15 protein-coding genes are annotated in these 18551 nt (G+C 69.4%); 7 read left to right on the plus strand and 8 right to left on the minus strand.

Features of this window, described 5'->3' with window-relative positions:
• Positions 1 to 40: 40 nt before the first annotated feature.
• Together VGU65_RS02465 and VGU65_RS02470 are read right to left on the minus strand one after the other, a co-directional pair.
• On the minus strand, positions 41 to 637 hold the full coding sequence (locus VGU65_RS02465; protein ID WP_327472577.1) for an SGNH/GDSL hydrolase family protein: 597 nt from the start codon (positions 635 to 637) through the stop codon (positions 41 to 43).
• Between the two features lie 241 nt (positions 638 to 878).
• The gene (locus tag VGU65_RS02470; protein WP_327472578.1) at positions 879 to 2174 is read right to left on the minus strand and encodes an aminotransferase class I/II-fold pyridoxal phosphate-dependent enzyme; all 1296 of its coding nucleotides are present in this window, start codon (positions 2172 to 2174) and stop codon (positions 879 to 881) included.
• A gap of 76 nt (positions 2175 to 2250) precedes the next feature.
• Here VGU65_RS02470 and rsgA point away from each other — a divergent pair, with 76 nt between their 5' ends.
• The 4 genes from rsgA (at position 2251) to VGU65_RS02490 (ending at position 8138) form a co-directional block, all read left to right on the plus strand.
• Positions 2251 to 3303 carry a ribosome small subunit-dependent GTPase A gene (rsgA, locus tag VGU65_RS02475; RefSeq protein WP_327472579.1) on the plus strand — a complete coding sequence of 351 codons (1053 nt, stop codon included), beginning with the start codon at positions 2251 to 2253 and terminating at the stop codon, positions 3301 to 3303.
• 86 nt (positions 3304 to 3389) lie between these two features.
• Positions 3390 to 4661 (plus strand): peptidase MATCAP family protein, encoded by a 1272-nt coding sequence (locus VGU65_RS02480; protein ID WP_327472580.1) that lies wholly within the window; start codon positions 3390 to 3392, stop codon positions 4659 to 4661.
• 86 nt (positions 4662 to 4747) lie between these two features.
• Entirely contained in the window at positions 4748 to 7060 is a 2313-nt protein-coding gene (locus VGU65_RS02485) for an NADP-dependent malic enzyme (protein ID WP_327472581.1), read from the plus strand.
• 76 nt (positions 7061 to 7136) lie between these two features.
• On the plus strand, positions 7137 to 8138 hold the full coding sequence (locus VGU65_RS02490) for a glycosyltransferase (protein WP_327472582.1): 1002 nt from the start codon (positions 7137 to 7139) through the stop codon (positions 8136 to 8138).
• On the opposite strand, the gene VGU65_RS02495 is transcribed toward VGU65_RS02490, so the two are convergent.
• On the minus strand, positions 8135 to 9082 hold the full coding sequence (locus VGU65_RS02495; RefSeq protein ID WP_327472583.1) for a glycosyltransferase: 948 nt from the start codon (positions 9080 to 9082) through the stop codon (positions 8135 to 8137). The two genes, VGU65_RS02490 and VGU65_RS02495, sit on opposite strands and share 4 nt — an antisense overlap.
• A 134-nt stretch (positions 9083 to 9216) precedes the next feature.
• Between VGU65_RS02495 and aceE the strand changes: the two genes are divergently transcribed.
• Positions 9217 to 11937 (plus strand): pyruvate dehydrogenase (acetyl-transferring), homodimeric type, encoded by a 2721-nt coding sequence (aceE, locus tag VGU65_RS02500; RefSeq protein WP_327472584.1) that lies wholly within the window; start codon positions 9217 to 9219, stop codon positions 11935 to 11937.
• Positions 11938 to 12223: 286 nt separating this feature from the next.
• Here aceE and VGU65_RS02505 read toward each other — a convergent pair whose 3' ends face one another.
• Positions 12224 to 13810, minus strand: coding sequence for an MFS transporter (locus tag VGU65_RS02505; protein WP_327472585.1), 1587 nt, complete (start codon positions 13808 to 13810; stop codon positions 12224 to 12226).
• A 217-nt stretch (positions 13811 to 14027) separates the two neighbouring features.
• On the opposite strand from VGU65_RS02505, the gene VGU65_RS02510 reads away from it, so the two are divergent.
• Positions 14028 to 14243 carry a hypothetical protein gene (locus tag VGU65_RS02510; protein WP_327472586.1) on the plus strand — a complete coding sequence of 72 codons (216 nt, stop codon included), beginning with the start codon at positions 14028 to 14030 and terminating at the stop codon, positions 14241 to 14243.
• A 73-nt stretch (positions 14244 to 14316) separates the two neighbouring features.
• Here the strand turns inward: VGU65_RS02510 and VGU65_RS02515 are convergent, their stop codons facing one another.
• From VGU65_RS02515 to VGU65_RS02525, 3 genes are all read right to left on the minus strand, one after another.
• Positions 14317 to 14646, minus strand: a complete 330-nt coding sequence (locus VGU65_RS02515; protein WP_327472587.1) for a hypothetical protein — start codon at positions 14644 to 14646, stop codon at positions 14317 to 14319.
• 77 nt (positions 14647 to 14723) lie between these two features.
• Complete coding sequence (locus tag VGU65_RS02520; protein WP_327472588.1) at positions 14724 to 14918, minus strand: hypothetical protein; 195 nt, start codon at positions 14916 to 14918, stop codon at positions 14724 to 14726.
• Positions 14919 to 14972: 54 nt separating this feature from the next.
• Positions 14973 to 16229 (minus strand): MFS transporter, encoded by a 1257-nt coding sequence (locus VGU65_RS02525; protein WP_327472589.1) that lies wholly within the window; start codon positions 16227 to 16229, stop codon positions 14973 to 14975.
• A gap of 119 nt (positions 16230 to 16348) precedes the next feature.
• Between VGU65_RS02525 and VGU65_RS02530 the strand changes: the two genes are divergently transcribed.
• Positions 16349 to 16651 (plus strand): DUF3247 family protein, encoded by a 303-nt coding sequence (locus VGU65_RS02530; protein WP_327472590.1) that lies wholly within the window; start codon positions 16349 to 16351, stop codon positions 16649 to 16651.
• A gap of 16 nt (positions 16652 to 16667) precedes the next feature.
• Here VGU65_RS02530 and VGU65_RS02535 read toward each other — a convergent pair whose 3' ends face one another.
• Positions 16668 to 18482: an FAD-binding oxidoreductase gene (locus VGU65_RS02535; protein ID WP_327472591.1), complete on the minus strand. Its 1815-nt coding sequence runs from the start codon at positions 18480 to 18482 to the stop codon at positions 16668 to 16670.
• Between the last annotated feature and the right edge of the window lie 69 nt (positions 18483 to 18551).

The following is an 18551-nucleotide window of genomic DNA, read 5'->3' on the forward strand; positions in this document are numbered from 1 at the left end:
CTGGCAGGTTGGGGCGGCACGGGCGAACCCAAGCGGCGCGCTATTTCACCGCAGCGGCGGCCACCGGCAGGATCGCTTCGGTCCACAGCGCGTACTGCTGCGCGCTCGGGTGCAGCCCGTCCTCGGCGACCAGCTCTGGGTGTCGCCGCGAGATGGGCGTGATGTCCACCCAACGCGCGCCGGCGCGGCCGGCCTCGTCGCGTGCGATGGCGTTGTAGGCGTCCAGCGCCTCGGCGATCTGCGCGCCGTCGCGGGCCTGCTCGTGGGCGAAACGGGTGACGCCCCAGTCAGGGATCGAAACGACCACCACGCGCGATGCGTGGCCGGCCAGGCCGATCGCGCGCCGGAGCAGCCGGGCGAAGTCGTCGCGGTATTCGCCTGCATCGCGGCCGCGGTACTGGTTGTTCACGCCGATCAGCAGGGTGACCAGGCCGTAGGGCGGGTCGAAGCTCGCCGCGTCCATGGCCGACGACAGCTCGTCGGTGGTCCAGCCGGTGACGGCGACGATCTGCGGGTCGTCGACGGCCACGCCACCCTCGCGCAGCCGTGCGACCAGTTGCGCCGGCCAGCGACCGGCGGCAGGGACTGCTTCGCCGATAGTGTAGGAATCGCCGAGGGCGAGGTAGTGCAGGGACATGACCGACTCCGCGTGGATGAGATCCTGCGACTCCGGCGCTGCGCGCCTGCCCTCAGGACGAACGGACGTGTGGAATCCCTTCGCGCTGAGCGTGGCTGCACGTGAAGTCGAAGCGTTGCCTCAACTGCCATGCCCGAACCCCGTTGCTCGGGAAAAGGGTGCCGACAGGTGGTTGATGGCCTGGGCTGAGCCAGCGATCGCGCTGGCCGAACCCTCACCCCGGCGGGCGAGGGACTCTTCATCAGGCCACGGCCGATTGGCGCGCCTGCTCCTGCGCCATCCGCGAAAGCACGCGCTCGACCCGTGAGAAGACCTCTGCCAGCTGCGCCGGCGGCGGCAGCAGGGTCAGGCGCAGGTGGCGGCTGTGCGGCACGTTGAAGCTGGAGCCGGGCACCAGCAGCACCGCCTCCTCCTCGAGCAGGCGCAGCGCGAAGGCGTTGTCGTCGAAACGCGGCAGGCGCTCGGCGCGCACCTGCGGGAAGGCATACAGAGCGCCGGCGGGCGCGACCAGATCGAGATAATCGCTTGCCGCCACGCCTTCCAGCACCGCGCGGCGCGCCTCGTGCAGGCGACCGCCCGGTGCGGTGAGCGTGCCGATGGTCGGCCGCTCGACCAGCGCCGGAACCACCGCCCACTGCGCAGGCGCATTGGCGCACAGGCGCAACGCTGCGAGCAGCTGCAGCGCGTCGCGGTAGGCGGCGGTGCGCGCCGGATCGCCGGAGAGGCTCAGCCAGCCCACGCGGTAGCCGCAGGCCCGGTGCACCTTGGACAGCCCGCCGAAGCTGAGGCAGGGATGCATGTCGGCTACCTCGGCCAGCGGCTGGAACGGCGCCTGGTCGAAGAGGATCTCGTCGTAGATCTCGTCGGCCAGCAGCAACAAGCCGTGGCGGGCGGCGATCGCCACCAGCCGTTCGAGCAGGGCGCGCGGGTAGACCGCGCCGGTGGGGTTGTTCGGGTTGATCAGCACCAGCGCGCGCGTGCGCGGCGTGACCAGCGCCTCGACCTCGTCCGGATCGGGCAGGTGGCCATGCTGCGCCAGGCATCGGTAGTAGCGCGGCCGGCCGCCGTTCAAGATGGTGGCGGCGCTCCACAGCGGGTAGTCAGGGCTGGGCAGCAATACCTCGTCACCGGGCTGCAGCAGCGCACGCAGCGACAGGTCGATCAGCTCGCTGACCCCGTTGCCGATGAAGATGCGCTCGACCGCGACATCCGCCGCGCCCCGTGCGCGCTGCTGCGCAGCGATCGCCTCGCGGGCCTCTTCCAGCCCCTGCTCGTGGCCGTAGCCCTCGCTGTCGGCCAGGTGCTCGGCGATCGCCCGGCGAAGGTGCGCGGGTGTCTCGAAACCGTAGCGCGCCGGGTTGCCGATGTTGAGCTTGATGATCCGGTGCCCGGCCGCTTCCAGTTCGCGCGCGCGGCGTGTGAGCGCGCCGCGGATCTCGTAGCGCACGCCGGCCAGGTGCGCACTGGGCAAGATGGGAACCGGCACGGGCGTCCTCGGGGCAGGTGAAAGCGCCGATGCTAGCAGCGCTCGGCCCATGCAGTTCCGGCTGCCGTCGGGCGCGCGGGGGTGCGTGCGACGGGCGCGGTGCGGGAAACGGGCATAATCGTCGGCCATGAGCGACGAGGCCACCCTCCAACGCCTGCGCCACATCGGCTGGCGCGGCGAGCTGCCGTCCGGTGGCCGGCGCATCGCGCGCGTGGTCGCGCAGCACCGGGCCGGCTACGAGTTGCACGATGGTGAAGCCGTGTTCGGCGCGCAGCCGGCGGGGCATTTCCTCAAGCGCGCGCTGGATCCGTCCCAGCGGCCGGCGGTGGGCGACTTCGTCGAAGTGGAGCAGGGCCGTCCACCGCACATCCTGAACGTGCTGCCGCGCCGCAGCGTGCTCTCTCGCGCCGCCGCGGGCGAACGCTACGAGCGCCAGCTGATCGCCACGAACATCGATTACGTCCTGGTCCTCACCGGGCTGGACAACGATTTCAGCCCGGCACGCATCGAGCGCTATCTCTCGCTGATCGAGGACTCCGGCGCGCAGCCGGTCGTGCTGCTGAGCAAGCTCGACCTGCACGCGGACGGCGAAGCGCGCCTTGCCGCCCTGCGCGAACGCCTGCCGGCGCCCACGCCGGTCCACGCCGTCAACGGCAAAGACCCGGCCAGCGCGCAACTGCTGGCCCGCTACCTGCAGCCCGGCGACAGCGCGGTGCTGGTGGGCTCCTCCGGCGCCGGCAAGTCCACCCTCACCAACACCTTGCTGGGCGATGAGCGCATGGCCACCGGCGCGGTGCGCGCGCACGACAGCCGCGGGCGCCACACCACCACGCACCGCGCGCTGCTGATGCTGCCCTCGGGCGGCTGCCTGATCGACACCCCCGGCATGCGCGAACTCAAGCTCACCGGTGAGGAAAACCTCGATCTGTTCGCCGACATCGAGGGGCTGGCCGAAACCTGCCGCTTCGCCGACTGCGGTCACGGCAGCGAGCCTGGATGTGCGGTGCAATCGGCGCTGGATTCGGGCGAGCTGGCCGGCGAGCGCTGGCGCAACTACCTCAAGCTGCGCGACGAGCGCGAGGAACAGGCCGCCACGCTGGAGGCACGGCTGCGCCGGCAGCGCGGCGGTCGTCCGGCGGAGCGGCCGCACGGACACCGCGGGCGGCGCGAGCGGGAATGAACCATCTGAATTCGGGATAGCGGCATGCATCGAGCCCTTGCATTTGCGATTCACCGGCGCGGCGCGCCGCTTCGGCGGCCCGCGTGATGAGCGCGGTCCCGACCGATCAGCAGCACTACGCCGAGCTGGATCGGCGCATGCTCGCCGCCGCCCGGTCGATCAACATCCTGCCTACGGTGGCGTGGCCGGCGTCGCTGGAGCAGCGCATGATCGCGGCCTACGACCAGGGCCGCTACGCGCTGCCGGAAGTGCAGTACGTGCGGCCGGACCTCGGCCTGGTGCGCGCCGAGCTGGTGGCGGTCGAGCACGAGGCCCAGGCCTCGCTGGGCGGCGATCCGATCGGCGACTACCTCTGCCGCACCGCCGCCTCCTGGCGTATCGCCGCGGAGATGCTGGAGGCGGTCGGCAGCAGCGGCTTCACGGCGCCGTCCATCGCGCTCTACGGTCGGCCGGGCGATGCGATCCCTGGCAGCCAGAAAAGCAACTTGGACGCGGCGCGCTATTTCGTCGAGCTGTCCGACGAGCTGGGTGCCGACCTGCTCGCCGACGACGTGTGCATGGACATCTCCGCCGAAACGCTGCGCGTGGATCTGGGCCGGACGCTGGACGAATTCTTCGGGCCGGGCCGCATCGTGGTCGAGGTGGACCCGGAACTGACCGCCAAGGCCGCCGCCGGCGCCACCCGCATCCGTCTGCGCGGCGGCGCCAGCTTCAGCGAGTACGACCGCCACCAGTTGCTAGCGCACGAGGCCTTCGTGCACTCGCTGACCGCGCTCAACGGCCGCGAGCAGCCGCTGCTGGCCTCGTTGGCGCGCACCTCGCCGCGGGTCACGGCTACGCAGGAGGGCCTGGCCGTGTTCGCCGAGCTGATGTCCGGCGCCATCGACATCGCGCGCCTGAAGCGCATCAGTCTGCGCATCCTGGCCATCGACATGGCGCTCAACGGCGCCGACTTCGTCGAGGTCTACAAATACTTCCGTCACTGCGGGCAGGGCTCGGCGGACAGCTTCCACTCGGCACAGCGGGTGTTCCGCGGCGTGCCGCTGACCGGCGGCGCGGCCTTCGCCAAGGACAACGTCTACCTGTCCGGCCTGCTCACCGTGCACACGTTCTTCCGCTGGGCGTTCAAGCAGCAGCGCATGGACCTGCTGCGCCACCTGTTCGCCGGCAAGCTCGCGCTGCACGACGTGGTCACCCTGCAGCCGCACTTCGAGGCCGGCACGCTGAAGCCGCCGCGCTGGCTGCCGCCGTGGATGCAGCACGTGCACGGGTTGGCCGGCAAGCTGGCCTTCTCGTTGTTCGTCAACGGCATCCATATGGGGCAGGTGCAGGCGGACGAACTGAGCTTGCGGCTGTAGCTGCGCGGCGCGGGGTACACCCGGCCCCTGCGAGGGATCGCACTGCTACCATGTAAGGCCGCTTCCCCTCGCACAAGCCGCCACCCATGGCCCATTCCGACGACCTGCGCCACGCCGCGCTCGAGTACCACCGCCATCCTCGCCCCGGCAAGATCAAGGTCACCGCGACCAAGGCGATGGTGACCCAGCGCGAGCTGTCGCTGGCCTACTCGCCGGGCGTGGCCTACGCCTGCGAGGCGATCGTGGAGAACCCGCAGGCGGCCAGCGAGATGACCGCGCGCGGCAATCTGGTGGCGGTGATCACTAACGGCACTGCGGTGCTGGGCCTGGGCGATATCGGCCCGCTCGCCGGCAAGCCGGTGATGGAAGGCAAGGGTGTGCTGTTCCAGAAGTTCGCCGGCATCGACGTGTTCGACATCGAGTTGAACGAGCGCGACCCGGACAAGCTGGTGGACATCATCGCCGCGATGGAGCCCACCTTCGGCGGCATCAATCTGGAAGACATCAAGGCGCCGGAGTGCTTCATCGTCGAGCGCAAGCTGCGCGAGCGCATGAACATCCCGGTGTTCCACGACGACCAGCACGGCACCGCGATCATCGTCGGCGCTGCGGTGCTGAACGCGCTGGAAGTGGTCGGCAAGAAGATCGGGGACATCAGGCTCGCCACCACCGGCGCCGGTGCCGCCGGCATCGCCTGCCTGGACATGCTGGTGGCGCTCGGCGTCAGGCCCGAGAACATCCTGGCGTTCGACCGCGAGGGCGTGATCCACACCGGCCGCGAGGGGCTGGACCCCGACAAGGCGCGCTACGCCCGCGACACCGACAAGCGTTCGCTGGCCGACATCGTGGCCGGGGCCGACGTGTTCCTGGGCCTTTCCGCCGGCGGCATCCTCAAGCCCGAGATGGTCGCCACCATGGCCGACAGGCCGATCATCCTGGCGCTGGCCAATCCCAATCCCGAGATCCTGCCGGAGGACGCCAAGCGCGTGCGGCCGGATTGCATCGTCGCCACCGGCCGTTCGGACTACCCGAACCAGGTCAACAACGCGCTGTGCTTCCCGTACATTTTCCGCGGCGCGCTGGACGTTGGCGCGACGGGCATCAACGAGGCGATGAAGCTGGCCTGCGTGCGCGCCATCGCGGCGCTGGCCCGCATGGAGGCCTCGGACCTGGCCGGCGCCTACGGCGGCGAGGTGCCTTCGTTCGGCGCCGACTACCTGATCCCGCGGCCGTTTGACCCGCGCCTGCTGGTGATGCTGGCGCCGGCGGTGGCGCAGGCGGCGATGGATTCGGGCGTGGCCAGCCGGCCGATCGAGGACATGGACGCCTATCGCGAGAAGCTCGCCCAGTTCATCTACCGCACCAGCCTGCTGATGAAGCCGGTGTACGAGCGCGCCCGCGCCGACTTGAAGCGGGTGGTCTACGCCGAGGGCGAAGAGGAGAACGTGCTGCGCGCCGTGCAGACGGTGATCGACGAGAAGCTCGCCTTCCCGATCCTGATCGGCCGCCCGGACGTGATCGCCACGCGCATCGAGCGCCTGGGCCTGCGCATGCGCGAGGGCGTGGATTTCGAGCTGACAAACATCAACGACGATCCGCGCTTCAACGATTACTGGCAGCAGTACCACGCGTTGACCGAGCGCCGCGGCGTCACCCCGGCGGCGGCCAAGAATCTCATGCGCTCACGCCCGACGCTGATCGCCGCCATCATGGTCGAGCGCGGCGAGGCCGATGCGATGATCTGCGGCCTGGTCGGGCGCTACCACAAGAAGCTCGGCTACCTGCGATCGGTGTTCGGGCTGGACCCGGGCGTGCAGTGCACCTCGGCCATGACCGGCGTGATCAACGACCTGGGCGCCTGGTTCTTCGTCGACACCCACGTGCAGGTCGACCCCACTGCCGAGCAGATCGCCGAGGCCACGCTGCAGGCGAGCTACCGGCTCAAGCTCTTCGGCATCGAGCCCAAGGTGGCGCTGCTCTCGCACTCCAACTTCGGCAGCCACGACAATGCCAGCGCGGCCAAGATGCGCCGCGCCTACCAGCTGATCCGCGAGCGCGCGCCCAAGCTGGAAGTGGACGGCGAGATGCAGGCCGATACCGCCTGGGACGGCGTGCTGCGCCAGCGCATCTTCCCCAACACCACGCTGTCCGGCCGTGCCAACCTGTTCGTGCTGCCCAACCTGGACGCGGCCAACATCGTCTACAACATGGTGCGCGTGATGACCAGCGGCGTGGCGATCGGCCCGATCCTGATGGGCGTGGACAAGAGCGCGCACATCCTCACGCCGGCCTCGACCGTGCGGCGGGTCGTCAACATGACGGCGATCGCGGCGGTGGATGCGCAGATCCGGGTCGCCGCGCGGGAGGCCGGCGCCGGTGTGCTGCGCAGCATGCGTTGAGTGCGATACCGGCGTATGCTGGGTGTGAAAACCGGGGGGGTTCACCATGGCTGAGCCAAGGGATGCCCGCACAAGGATGAGCAGGCTTCCATCCTGTACCGTGCTGCTGATCGCGTACCGCATGCAGCACACCATCGCCGAATCCTTGCGCTCCGTGCTTGCGCAGGATGTGCCGTGCGAGATCATCGTCTCGGACGATTGTTCAGGCGACGAGTCGCTCTCCGTCGCGCGCGACGTCATGCAGGGCTACTCCGGACCGCACCGGGTCACCATCCGCAGTACGGCGCAGAACCTAGGTCTGTGCGCACACCTGAACGAACTGGCCGGGATCGCCACGGGCGAGATGCTGGTGTTCCAGGCCGGCGACGACGTGGCCCGTCCGGACCGGGTGGCGCGCCTGCTGGAAGAATTCGCGGCGCACCCGCAAGCGCAGGTGGTCGGTTCGGCCGTCGACGACATCGACGAGCGCGGCCGCCTGCTCGCCGAATCCGTGCGCGGGATGCCCCGGCGGCTGGATCAGCGCGCCTTCCTGCGCCGCGGCCGGATGCAGACGGTGCTGGGCGCCTCCATGGCGGTGCGCCGCGAACTGATCACCGAGCTGCCCCCGCTGCACGGCTTCGTGGAAGACAACATGCTCAGCCTGCGCGCGGCGCTGGTTGGCGAATGCCGTTGCCTGCCGCAGGCGCTGTTGGGTTACCGCCGCCACGGCGGCAACCTCAACGACTGGATGTTCGACCGCAGCGACCACGACTATTCGACCTACGAGCGGCGCAACCGTCGCGTGCTGACCATGTACCGGCAGATCGCCGCCGACCAGGAGCGATGCGCGGAGGCCCGTCCCGATCTGCCGGCCGAACGGCGCCGGCTGGCGCTGGCGCTGGCGGCGATGTATCGGCTGGAGGCGGACATGCGCGAGGCGCTGCTCGACCGCCCGCGCCACCAATGGGTGCGGTTGCTGTGGCGCGGGCTGCGCCATCCCGGCCTGCACCGCAAGAGTGCCGAGCGCGGTCTCAAGCTGCTGCTGCCGCGCCGCTGGTTCGGCCGCGGTGCGCAAATACGCGGCTACCTGGGTTCCTAGCCCGCAGCCTCGCGGCGCGCGCGCGCCAACTTGCGCAGCATTCGCATCTGCAGGCGCACCGCCGTCTGCCACGCCGGCCGGCCCGGTTCGGCCAATGCCATGCGCTCGCGCCAGATCGCCCGCAGCAGCGGTGCGTGGGAGCGCTTGTCGATGGCCAGTTCCAGCGCCTCGGACATGCGCCGCGCGCGGCCGGCTGCGTCGAAACGGCTGCCGGCCAGCGCCCGTAGCAGGGCGACCCGATCCGTTATCCAGCCGCGGTAGCGGTCCGGCTTGCGGGCAACGCCTTCGCGGCCCAGCGAGGAATAAGCCTGGGTGTGCCGGCGGAACTGCACCAGCGGCCGATGGACGTACACCACGCCGCCGCGCGCCGCCGCGAACATGGCCAGCACCCAGTCGTAGAACAACTCCGGTGGCAGCGGGCGTGCGCTTTCGAACAGGTCCCGCCGCACCAGCAGCGCATGGCCGGACACGGAATTGGCGAAAGCGAACCGCAACGGCTCGCATCCGGCCAGCATCTGCGTGTCGTCCGAGATCCGGCGCCCGCTGGGCTGCCCTTCGGGGTCGATATAGGCGGAGTCGCAGTAGGCGAGGTCCGCCTGGCCGATGGCGGCGAGCAGGGTGGCGAGCTTGTTCGGCGCCCACAGGTCGTCCTGGTCGCTGGGGGCGATGAACTCGCCCCGGCACAACGACATCGCCCGCTCGAAGCTGCGCGTGGGGCCGAGATTGGCCGGGTTCGGGTGCACGCGTACGCGCTCGTCGCGGCGAGCGTAGTCCTGCAGCAGGGCCACGCTGGCGTCGCGGGAGCCGTCGTCCACCGCGATGATTTCCAGCTGCACGTCGCGCTGCGCCAGGATCGAATCCAGTTGCGCCCTAAGGAAACGCTCGCCGTTGTACGCGCTAAGGGCGACCGAGATCAGCGGCGAAGGCGTGGTGGGCGTGGGCATGGTCGGGTCGGCAGAGGTGCTGGCGCATGGTAAGCGATGCCCACCGTGTGGCGGCACACCCCCCGCAAAGCTAGAATCGGGGGCTCCCCACACGTCAAATACAAGAGGCGCCAGGTGCGCCGCGGAGAATTTCCATGGATCAGCTCGATGACATCCTGGATCAGGATCTCGACCCCGCCGAAACCCGCGAGTGGGTCGAATCGCTCGATGCGGTCATCCAGCACGACGGCACCGAGCGCGCGCACTTCCTGCTCGAGCGCATGGTCGATTCCACCCGGCGCTCCGGCGGCTACCTGCCCTTCGACCCGACCACCGAGTACGTCAACACCATCGCGCCGGCGAACGAGGCCAAGAGCCCAGGCGACGCGGCGATGGAGTGGCGCATCCGCTCGATCATCCGCTGGAACGCCATGGCGATGGTGGTGCGCGCCAACCGCAAGCCGGGTGAGCTCGGCGGGCACATCGCCAGTTTCGCTTCCTCGGCGACGCTCTACGACGTCGGCTTCAACCATTTCTGGCGCGCGCCCAGCGCCGAGCATCCGGGCGACCTGGTGTTCCACCAGGGCCACTCCAGCCCCGGCGTTTACGCCCGCTCGTTCCTCGAGGGGCGCATCAGCGAGGAGCAGCTGGATCTGTTCCGCATGGAGGTGGTCGGCAAGGGCCGCGCGCTGTCCTCCTACCCGCACCCCTGGCTGATGCCCGACTACTGGCAGGTGCCGACCGTATCGATGGGCTTGGGTCCCATCCAGGCGATCTACCAGGCGCAGTTCTGGAAGTACCTCGAGCACCGCGGGCTGATCCCCAAGACCGACCGCAAGGTGTGGTGCTTCATGGGCGACGGCGAGTGCGACGAGCCCGAATCGCTGGGCGCGATCTCGCTGGCCGGCCGCGAAGGGCTGGACAACCTCGTCTTCGTGATCAACTGCAACCTGCAGCGGCTGGACGGCCCGGTGCGCGGCAACGGCAAGATCATCCAGGAGCTGGAGGGCGTCTTCCGCGGCGCTGGCTGGAACGCGATCAAGGTGATCTGGGGTTCCTACTGGGATCCGCTTCTGGCGCGCGACAAGGACGGCGTGCTGCGCAAGCTCATGATGGAAACGCTCGACGGCGAGTACCAGGCCTGCAAGGCCTTCGGGGGCGCCTACACGCGCGAGCATTTCTTCGGCAAATACCCGCAGACCCGCGAGATGGTCGCCAACCTCTCCGACGACGACATCTGGCGTCTGAACCGCGGCGGACATGACCCTCACAAGGTCTACGCCGCCTATCACGCGGCGGTTAACACCAAGGGCATGCCCACCGTGATCCTGGCCAAGACGGTCAAGGGCTACGGCATGGGCTTAGGATCGGGCGAATCGCAGAATCCGACCCACCAGCAGAAGAAGCTCGACACCGACTCGGTGCGCGCCTTCCGCGACCGCTTCAATATCCCGGTGGCGGACGACAAGCTGGCCGAGGTGCCGTACTACCACCCGGGCAAGGAATCGCCGGAAGTCGAATACATGCTCGAGCGCCGCCGCGCGCTCGGCGGCTTCCTGCCGCAGCGCCGGCGCAAGACCGACGTGCAGCTGAAGGCGCCGGACCTGTCCGCCTTCGCGCAGATCACCGCCGGCACCGGCGAGCGCGAGATCTCCACCACCATGGCGCTGGTGCGCGGCATGAACCTCTTGCTGCGCGACAAGGCGATCGGCCCGCGCGTGGTGCCGATCGTCGCCGACGAGGCGCGCACCTTCGGCATGGAGGGCATGTTCCGCCAGATTGGCATCTACGCCCCGTTCGGGCAGAAGTACCGCCCGCAGGACTCGGACCAGCTGCTCTACTACCGCGAGGACCAGAAGGGCCAGGTGCTGCAGCAGGGCATCAGCGAGGCCGGCGGCATGGCCTCGTGGATGGCGGCGGCCAGCAGCTACTCGATCAGCAACCAGCCGATGCTGCCGTTCTTCATCTACTACTCGATGTTCGGCTTCCAGCGCATCGGCGACCTGGCCTGGGCCGCCGGCGACATGCGCGCGCGCGGCTTCCTGGTCGGCGGCACCTCCGGCCGCACCACCTTGAACGGCGAGGGCCTGCAGCACGAGGACGGCCAGTCGCACCTGATGGCCGGCGTGATCCCTAACGTGAAGGCCTACGACCCGACCTTCTCCTACGAGGTCGGCGTGATCCTGCAGGACGGTACGCGCCGCATGCTGCAGGAACAGGAGGACGTGTACTACTACGTCACCGTGATGAACGAGAACTACGAGCACCCGGAACTGCCGAAGGGTTGCGAGGAGGGCGTCATCAAGGGGATGTACCTGTTCCGGGATTCGGGAGTCGGCCAGGGCAACGGCAAGGGCAAGTCCAAGGCCAAGGCGCCATGCGTGCAATTGCTGGGCTCGGGCACCATCCTGCGCGAGGTGATCGCCGCGGCCGAGCTGCTGGAAAAGGATTTCGGCGTCGCTGCCGACATCTGGTCCTGCCCCAGCTTCAGCGAGCTGCGCCGGGACGGTTTCGATGCCGAGCGCTGGAATCGCCTGCATCCGGAGGGCGAGCAGCGCGTGCCGTACGTCACCGGGCTGCTGCAGGGCCGATCCGGGCCTGCCATCGCCGCGACCGACTACGTGCGCGAGTATGCCGACCAGATCCGTGCCTTCATGCCCGAGGGCATGCGCTACACCGTGCTGGGCACCGACGGCTACGGCCGTTCGGACACCCGCGCGCACCTGCGCGATTTCTTCGAGGTCGACCGCTACTGGATCGCGCATGCCGCACTCGCGGCGCTGGCGAAGGACGGCCTGGTCAATGCCAAGGACGTGGCGCGCGCGATCAAGGAATACAAGCTCGACCCCGACAAGCCCAATCCGCTGACGGTCTGATCGCCCGTTGGCGCCCTCTCCCCTCCGGGGAGAGGGCTGGGGTGAAGGTCAGGGCTCGCGGGAACGGTTGTTGTGCTGGCGCTGCCTTTGTGTGTCGTTCTTGCGGGGTACTTCCGCGATTTGGCGGGTTTGCGATCGGAAGCTCTTACCGCACAAGCGCGGATAGGCGTGCAACCGCGGCAAAGCATCCCTACGCCGGTTCGCACTGCGTCAACGCTCGGTAGCGCGAACGAACAAACCACTCGCCACCGAACGCGGCTGTGGAGCGACGGATGTTGCCGTAATCCTATTCGGACAACGCCTGCTGGATCGCCTCCAGCCCGTGGCCGCGCGTCTCGATCCCGCGCCGCGCCAGCATCCATGCCGCCAGCCCCATCGGCAGCGCGATCAGCAATGCCGACAGCATGAAGTGCTCGAACAGTCCGAGTACGCCCAGCAGCGCACCCAGGATTCCGCCCAGCTTGGAACCGCCGGCGATCAGCCCGGAGCCCGTGCTGCGCAAGTGCACAGGATAGATCTCTGCCGCATACGGGATCAGCGTGGCGATCACGCCGCTGATGCTGAGCAGCAGCGCGACCGTCGCCGTGGTGGTCAGCGCTTCGGAACGCAATCCCATCCAGCCGATAGCGAGGAACAGCAGCAGCGATGCCGCCGTCGACGCGATGAACAGCACCAGCGTGCGGATGCTGCTCCAGCGCTGGTAGCACGCCACCACGACGGCGATGCCCGGCAACGCGAGCACCGCCGAACGTGCCAGTAGCGCGGCACTGGCGTGCGCGTCTATGCCGAGCTGGACCAGGTTGGCCGGCAGCCACAGCAGGAAGCCGAAATTCGCCAGACCCCAGGCCACTGCGCAGACCATCAGGCCCCAGGTGATCGCCGCATGGCGCCCGCGCAACAGCTCGCGCATGCCGATCTGGGCGTGCGTCAGCGCGGCGGGTGCCGCCTCGTACGCCGGCAGCGTGTTGCCGGAGAATTTCAGCAGCACCGCGCGTGCCTGTTCCTCCAGTCCGGCCAGCGCCAGGAAGCGCGGCGACTCGGGAATGTAGCGGTTGAGCAGTACGATCAGCGCGCCCGTGGGCAGGTTGAGCAGCCACAGCGAGCGCCAGCTGTAGGCCGGCTCGAACAGCGTGGCCGCACCCGAGGCCAGCAGGTATCCGGCCGAGGTACCGACGCCGCCCAGCGCCACCAGCAGCCAGCCGCGGTGCGCGGTGGGAATGGTCTCGGCCATCAGCGTGAAGGTGATCGGCAGCATGCCGCCGGCCGCCGCGCCCATCATGAAACACATCACCAGGTTCCAGCCGAACGAAGGCATCGCACCGCAGATCGAGGTGCCCATGAACATCAGCGCCGAGAGCAGAATGGTGGCGCGTCGCCCGAACAGGTCGCCCAGGCGCCCCCACACCACCGAGCCCACCGTCGTGCCGATCAACGCCGACAGCGCCAACAGGCCGCCGGTGGTCGCGCTGATGCCGTACTCGGCCGACAGGCCCGGCATCACGAAGCCGATCGTGGCCGGCTTCATCACATCCACCGCCAGCGCCAAGGTCAGTACTGCGACCAGCTTCCAGTGCTCGCGGTTGAGCGGCACGTGGTCGGCGGAATGGAACGGCAGCGGAGTACGCTCGGGATGCAGGGTGCGGCGCATCTGCGCCAGGCGCGGCATCAGCCCATAGGCGGACAGCAGCACGCCGGCCGGCACCAGGGCCATGCCGATGAGCATCAGCCGGTCCATCGGCATGCCGGCCAGGCGGTAGTGCATGGGTGCGGCCATCGCCAGCATGGGCAGGTGCGCCAGCACGCCCGCGACCACGCAGGCGCAGCCGAGCCAGAACGCGACGGGGTGATGGTAGGTGATGCTCTTGGCTGGCATGCGGAAGGCCGTCGAGGGACGGCCAAGCTTACCTTGCCCTTTGCCACCTCTCGCCTGCGGGAAGACGGGGCAGCGTTCCGCGGGTTCGTTGTCTCCCTCGAGGGGATCGTCCAGCGATCACGGCGGGTGCCTTGCGTGGTGTGAACGGCTCCTTCGCGCGCCGCGCACGGCGGGCTGCCGATACTTCGATGCATCGGCAGCCGATACGAGGATATCCATGAGTCCGACGATTCTGGGCATGCCCACTCCGGAACCCGGCGGTCACCCGGAGTTGTGGCGCTACGGCCCGCCCGGCGAGCCGGAACATCCCCAGCAGGATCCGCCGCCGCCGCCGCCGCGCGATCCTATCGATCCGGGCCGCCCGCAGCAGCCGGAGCTGCCGCCCATCGATCCGCATACGCCGACGGTGCCGGAGCCGCGCATCCGCGGATGAACGGATCTCCCCGCAAGCGTGGCCTCCGCCCCGGCCCTCTCACGCTAAGAGAGGGCCGAGGCGCACGCGAGTTCTAGTCCTCGTCGCTGCGCAGCAGCTTGCGCAGCAGCAGGAACGCGCCGACCGTGCCGGCGACGAGGGCGACCGCCGCCACCGGGTGCCGGCTGGCGTGGCGGCGCACGCGGCGGTACTGGTAGCTGGCCTCGTCCGCCAGGTCCTCGGCCATGTGCGAGAGCTGCTTGCCGTAGCCTGCGCTGCGGCGGCCGAGGCGGCCGCTCAGGCGGCGGCCGCGCTCGATCAGGTCGGTGGCGGTGTCGGCCGTGCCGTTGGCGTACTGGCGCATGCGATCACGCACGCGTTCGCTGGCGCCGTCGAAGCGATCTTCGATATCGCGGTGTCTCATCACGGGAGCCTCCTTTGCGACGAAGCCCCAGCCTGACCGCGGCATCGTGAGCGAAGCGTCGAAACAGGTCACGTGGTTCAGGCTGGCCTCACCAGCGCCGCCTGGCGCGCGGCAGCCATCCGCCCGGCCACCAGCGTCGGCGGCGAGGTCGGGTCGTAATGGACCGTCACCGGCTTGCCGTAGAGGTTGCCGGGCGAACGCTTGGAATCCTGGCCTTCCCGCTGACCCCTCTGCAGCCAACGGCGTGCCGTCGGCGCGAATGAACTCGGCATGGACGCTAAAAGGGTTGCGTCCGGTAGCCGCCTGGGAGCGGCATGCTCAGCCAGCTAAACCGTGCCGGCGGATGCGCCCTCGGCCGACTCGATCGCTTCCGGCTCCACGTGCAGCCGCTGGCGCCGGCGCAGGGTCGGGAACATCGCCATCCACAGCCCCACCACAACCAGCGTGCCGATGCCGCCCAGCACCGTGGCGCCGACCGCGCCAAACCAGGCTGCGGCCAGGCCCGACTCGAACTCGCCCAGCTGGTTGGATGTGTTGATGAAGATCGAGTTGACCGCGTTGACCCGCCCGCGCATGGCGTCGGGGGTGTCCAGCTGCACCATGGAGCCGCGGATCACCATGCTCACCATGTCGAACGCGCCGGCGGCGAACAGCGCCGCCAGCGAAAGCCACATCCACGGCGATAGCGCGAACACCAGCGTGGCCAGGCCGAACCCGGCCACCGACCCGAACATGAGCATGCCCACGCGGCGGGTGAGGTCATGTCGTGCCAGCCAGAACGACATCAGCAGCGCGCCCACCGCCGGCGCCGCGCGCAGCAGGCCCAGACCCCACGGCCCGGTGTGCAGGATGTCCCTGGCGAACATCGGCAGCAGCGCGGTGGCGCCGCCGAACAGCACCGCGAACAGGTCCAGCGAGATCACGCCCAGCACGTCCTTGCGCTCGCGGATGAAATGCACGCCGGCGAACAGCGATTTCAGCGTGGCGGGCTCGCGCCTCGGCGGCGCCTGCTCGTAGCGCAGCAGCGCCATCAGGGTGGCCGCAACGAGATACAGCCCGGCAGCCACGGCATACACCACGCCAGGGCCTGCCACGTAGAGGAGGCCGCCGACGGCCGGCCCCAGCACCATCGCCATCTGGAAGGCCGAGCCGCTCACCGCTACCGCACGCGGCAGGATCGTCGGCGGCACCAACGCCGGCAGCAGCGAGGACATCGAGGGCGACTCGAATGCCTTGGCCGTGCTGATCACGAACACCAGCGCGAGGATGCCCAGTTCGTGCACGCGGTGGGTGAAGCTCAGGCCCGCCAGCAGCACGATCGCGCACCATTCCACCACCTGTCCGATCAGCACCACGCGGCGGCGCTCGAACTGGTCGGCCACGTGCCCGGCCGGCAGGGCAAGCATCACCGAAGGAAAGAACTGCACCAGCCCGATCAGGCCCAGGTCCAGCGCGCGGCCGGTGATCGCGTAGATCTGCCAGGCCACCGCCACCGAGAGCATCTGGAAACCGAAGCCCGAAGCGATGCGGGCGAACCAGAACTGCACGAAGGCGCGGTGCTTGAGCAGCGAATCGGCGGGCATGGGGATTCCGGGGGGAAGGGGGCCGGATTATCGCCGCAGGCGTCCCGCGCCGGAAACTTCACGACCACTTGCCCGCCACAGCCCTAGCCTCGCCCCATTGCCGAAGCAGGAGACCGGCCATGGGCCGCCAGGCCGAACACGTCTACACCGACCAGCCCACCATCGCCCGCTTCAACGGCCTGGTCGAGCACCTGCAGAACGGCGCCCGCGTGCGCCTGTACCTGGCCGACGGGAGCACCTGCGAGGGCGTGGTGGCCGCGCGCCCGACCGTGCAGGAGTATTACGATGGGGAGGGCAACGAGGGCAGCAACGGCGTGGCGCACCTGGAGCGCCCGGGCATCTCCGAGTGGAAACGCTACGTGTGGTTCGACCAGATCGTGCGCATCGAGCACCTCGATGCGGATGCGCCCTCGTGGTCATAGGCCGCGGTCCGGCGGACTAACGGCTTGCGATGCGGGTGAAGCCGTCTTCGCTCCAGCCTTCGCTGCCCACGCCGTGGTGCACGAAGAACAGGCCATCGGGGTCGTACATGCGCTTGGCCTTGGCCAGCCTCGGGTAGTTTTCGCCCCAGAAACCCTGCTGCCAGTCGCGCAGGAAGTAGTCGCTTTCCGAAACATAAGAGCCGGCTCCCGGTGCCACGGCGCGCAGCGCATCCATCGTCCGCTCGATGGCGGCCGCCGTGTGCCGCGCCATGGCTGGGTCGGGCTTCGCGCCCGGCATGCCCGGGTAAGCGGGGTCGCCGCCCGCGGCGCTGATGGCGAGGGCGAAGGCGTCCAGCACCTGCGGATGCGTGGCGGTGTCGCGGACGCGGGCGAGCGCATCGGCCGGCGCGCCGGCCAGCCCCTTGTTGAAATGCAGCGAGACGCCCCGGTGTTGCGCGGCGTTGAACAGTGCATCGACCAGACGTGCCTGTTGCCCCGGTTGCAGCAGCGTGGCCGGCAGCCAGGCCGACTGGTAGCCGTGGATGAACCAGCCGGCCTGATCATGATCGCCGGCCCAAAGGAAGTGGTGGCGGGGCGCACCCGGCCGGGCGTCCGACACGATGGCGCTCGGCAGGTATTTGCGGAGGAATTCGGCGTCCCAGAGGTGTCGGGCCGGCGCCGCCAGCGCCTGGAATGGCCTGGTGATGCGGCAGTCCTTGCGGGCCTGCACCCAACCGAGGAAGGGGGCCCAGGTCTGTTCGGCCTGCTGCCGGGTGAGGCCCTGGAACATCATGGAAACTTCGAAGGTATCGCCACCGTAGAACTTCATCTGTTCCCCCCAGTGCGGGTTGAACAGCGCGCGCTGGTAGAAATCCACTGCCTCGGCGATCAGGGCGCGATAGGCTGCGTCCGAGTCGGCCTTGATGGTGAGGTTCACCCCGCCGAAGAACTCGGGCAGCTCGAAGGTACGCAGGGTCAGCCGCGTGACCACGCCGAGGCTGCCGCCACCGCCGCCCTTGAGGCCCCAGAACAGCTCCGGATTCGTGCGGGCGTTGGCGATGCGCACGCGGCCGTCGGCGGTGACGACCTCCGCCTCCAGCAGGTTGGACGCCGCCGTGCCCCAGCGCTTGGAGAGGCTACCGAAGCCGCCGCTCTGCACCAGCCCGGCCACACCCACCGTGGTACAGCCGCCGCCCTGCACGTAACGGCCGCCTTGAGTGGTTACGGCGTTGTAGGCGTCGATCCACATGGCGCCTGCTTGCACGCTTACCGCCGCCTGCGGCGCCAGATGACCGGCGCAGCCTTGCGGCACGAAGGCATCGTGCAGGTCCACTCGGTTCATGTGGCGGGTCCACACCAGCAGCGAATCCGGCGCGTCCGAGGTGCCCTGGTAGCTGTGGCCGCCGCCTTTCACCACCAGCCGCAGGTGGTGCTTGCGCGCGAAGTTGATGGCTGCGACCACGTCGGCGGTGCATTTCGCCGCGACTGCGTAGGCGCTGGGTTGCGAGGTCCAGGCACCGGCCCAGCCGCTGGTCTGCGTCAACGCCGGGTCGTCGCCGACCGCAAAGGGGTTTGACAGCTGCTTGAGCGCCCGGCCGCGGGCGTCGGCACTCGCCTCGTGCGCGAATGGCGACACCGGTCGCAGCAGGCGTCCGCCGACCGCGAGGCGCAGCGCATCCCACTCGGCCGGCGCCGGCCAGCCCGGCTGCCCGGGCCGCAGCCGCGAACGCACTGCGCCGGACGCGGCGTTGGGCAGCGCCTGCGCAGCGCGCCCAGCCAGCGGTAGCAGGGGGAGGGTGAGGGCGGCTTTCAGCAGATCGCGTCGTTTCATGACAGTTGCCTCGAGAGGGGCGGCCACCGTAATCCGTGCGAGGCCCGCCGGGGCGTGCACGGTGACCGG

This window comes from Frateuria sp. (assembly GCF_035943815.1).
Lineage (GTDB): Bacteria > Pseudomonadota > Gammaproteobacteria > Xanthomonadales > Rhodanobacteraceae > Frateuria_A.

Coding starts and splice junctions, on each gene's coding strand:
- aceE (WP_327472584.1), top strand. CDS start 9,217: ATGGATCAGCTCGATGACATCCTGGATCAGGATCTCGACCCCGCCGAA.
- VGU65_RS02495 (WP_327472583.1), bottom strand. CDS start 9,082: ATGCCCACGCCCACCACGCCTTCGCCGCTGATCTCGGTCGCCCTTAGC.
- VGU65_RS02470 (WP_327472578.1), bottom strand. CDS start 2,174: ATGGGCCGAGCGCTGCTAGCATCGGCGCTTTCACCTGCCCCGAGGACG.
- VGU65_RS02510 (WP_327472586.1), top strand. CDS start 14,028: ATGAGTCCGACGATTCTGGGCATGCCCACTCCGGAACCCGGCGGTCAC.
- rsgA (WP_327472579.1), top strand. CDS start 2,251: ATGAGCGACGAGGCCACCCTCCAACGCCTGCGCCACATCGGCTGGCGC.
- VGU65_RS02490 (WP_327472582.1), top strand. CDS start 7,137: ATGAGCAGGCTTCCATCCTGTACCGTGCTGCTGATCGCGTACCGCATG.
- VGU65_RS02505 (WP_327472585.1), bottom strand. CDS start 13,810: ATGCCAGCCAAGAGCATCACCTACCATCACCCCGTCGCGTTCTGGCTC.
- VGU65_RS02465 (WP_327472577.1), bottom strand. CDS start 637: ATGTCCCTGCACTACCTCGCCCTCGGCGATTCCTACACTATCGGCGAA.
- VGU65_RS02520 (WP_327472588.1), bottom strand. CDS start 14,918: ATGCCGAGTTCATTCGCGCCGACGGCACGCCGTTGGCTGCAGAGGGGT.
- VGU65_RS02480 (WP_327472580.1), top strand. CDS start 3,390: ATGAGCGCGGTCCCGACCGATCAGCAGCACTACGCCGAGCTGGATCGG.
- VGU65_RS02515 (WP_327472587.1), bottom strand. CDS start 14,646: ATGAGACACCGCGATATCGAAGATCGCTTCGACGGCGCCAGCGAACGC.
- VGU65_RS02525 (WP_327472589.1), bottom strand. CDS start 16,229: ATGCCCGCCGATTCGCTGCTCAAGCACCGCGCCTTCGTGCAGTTCTGG.
- VGU65_RS02535 (WP_327472591.1), bottom strand. CDS start 18,482: ATGAAACGACGCGATCTGCTGAAAGCCGCCCTCACCCTCCCCCTGCTA.
- VGU65_RS02530 (WP_327472590.1), top strand. CDS start 16,349: ATGGGCCGCCAGGCCGAACACGTCTACACCGACCAGCCCACCATCGCC.
- VGU65_RS02485 (WP_327472581.1), top strand. CDS start 4,748: ATGGCCCATTCCGACGACCTGCGCCACGCCGCGCTCGAGTACCACCGC.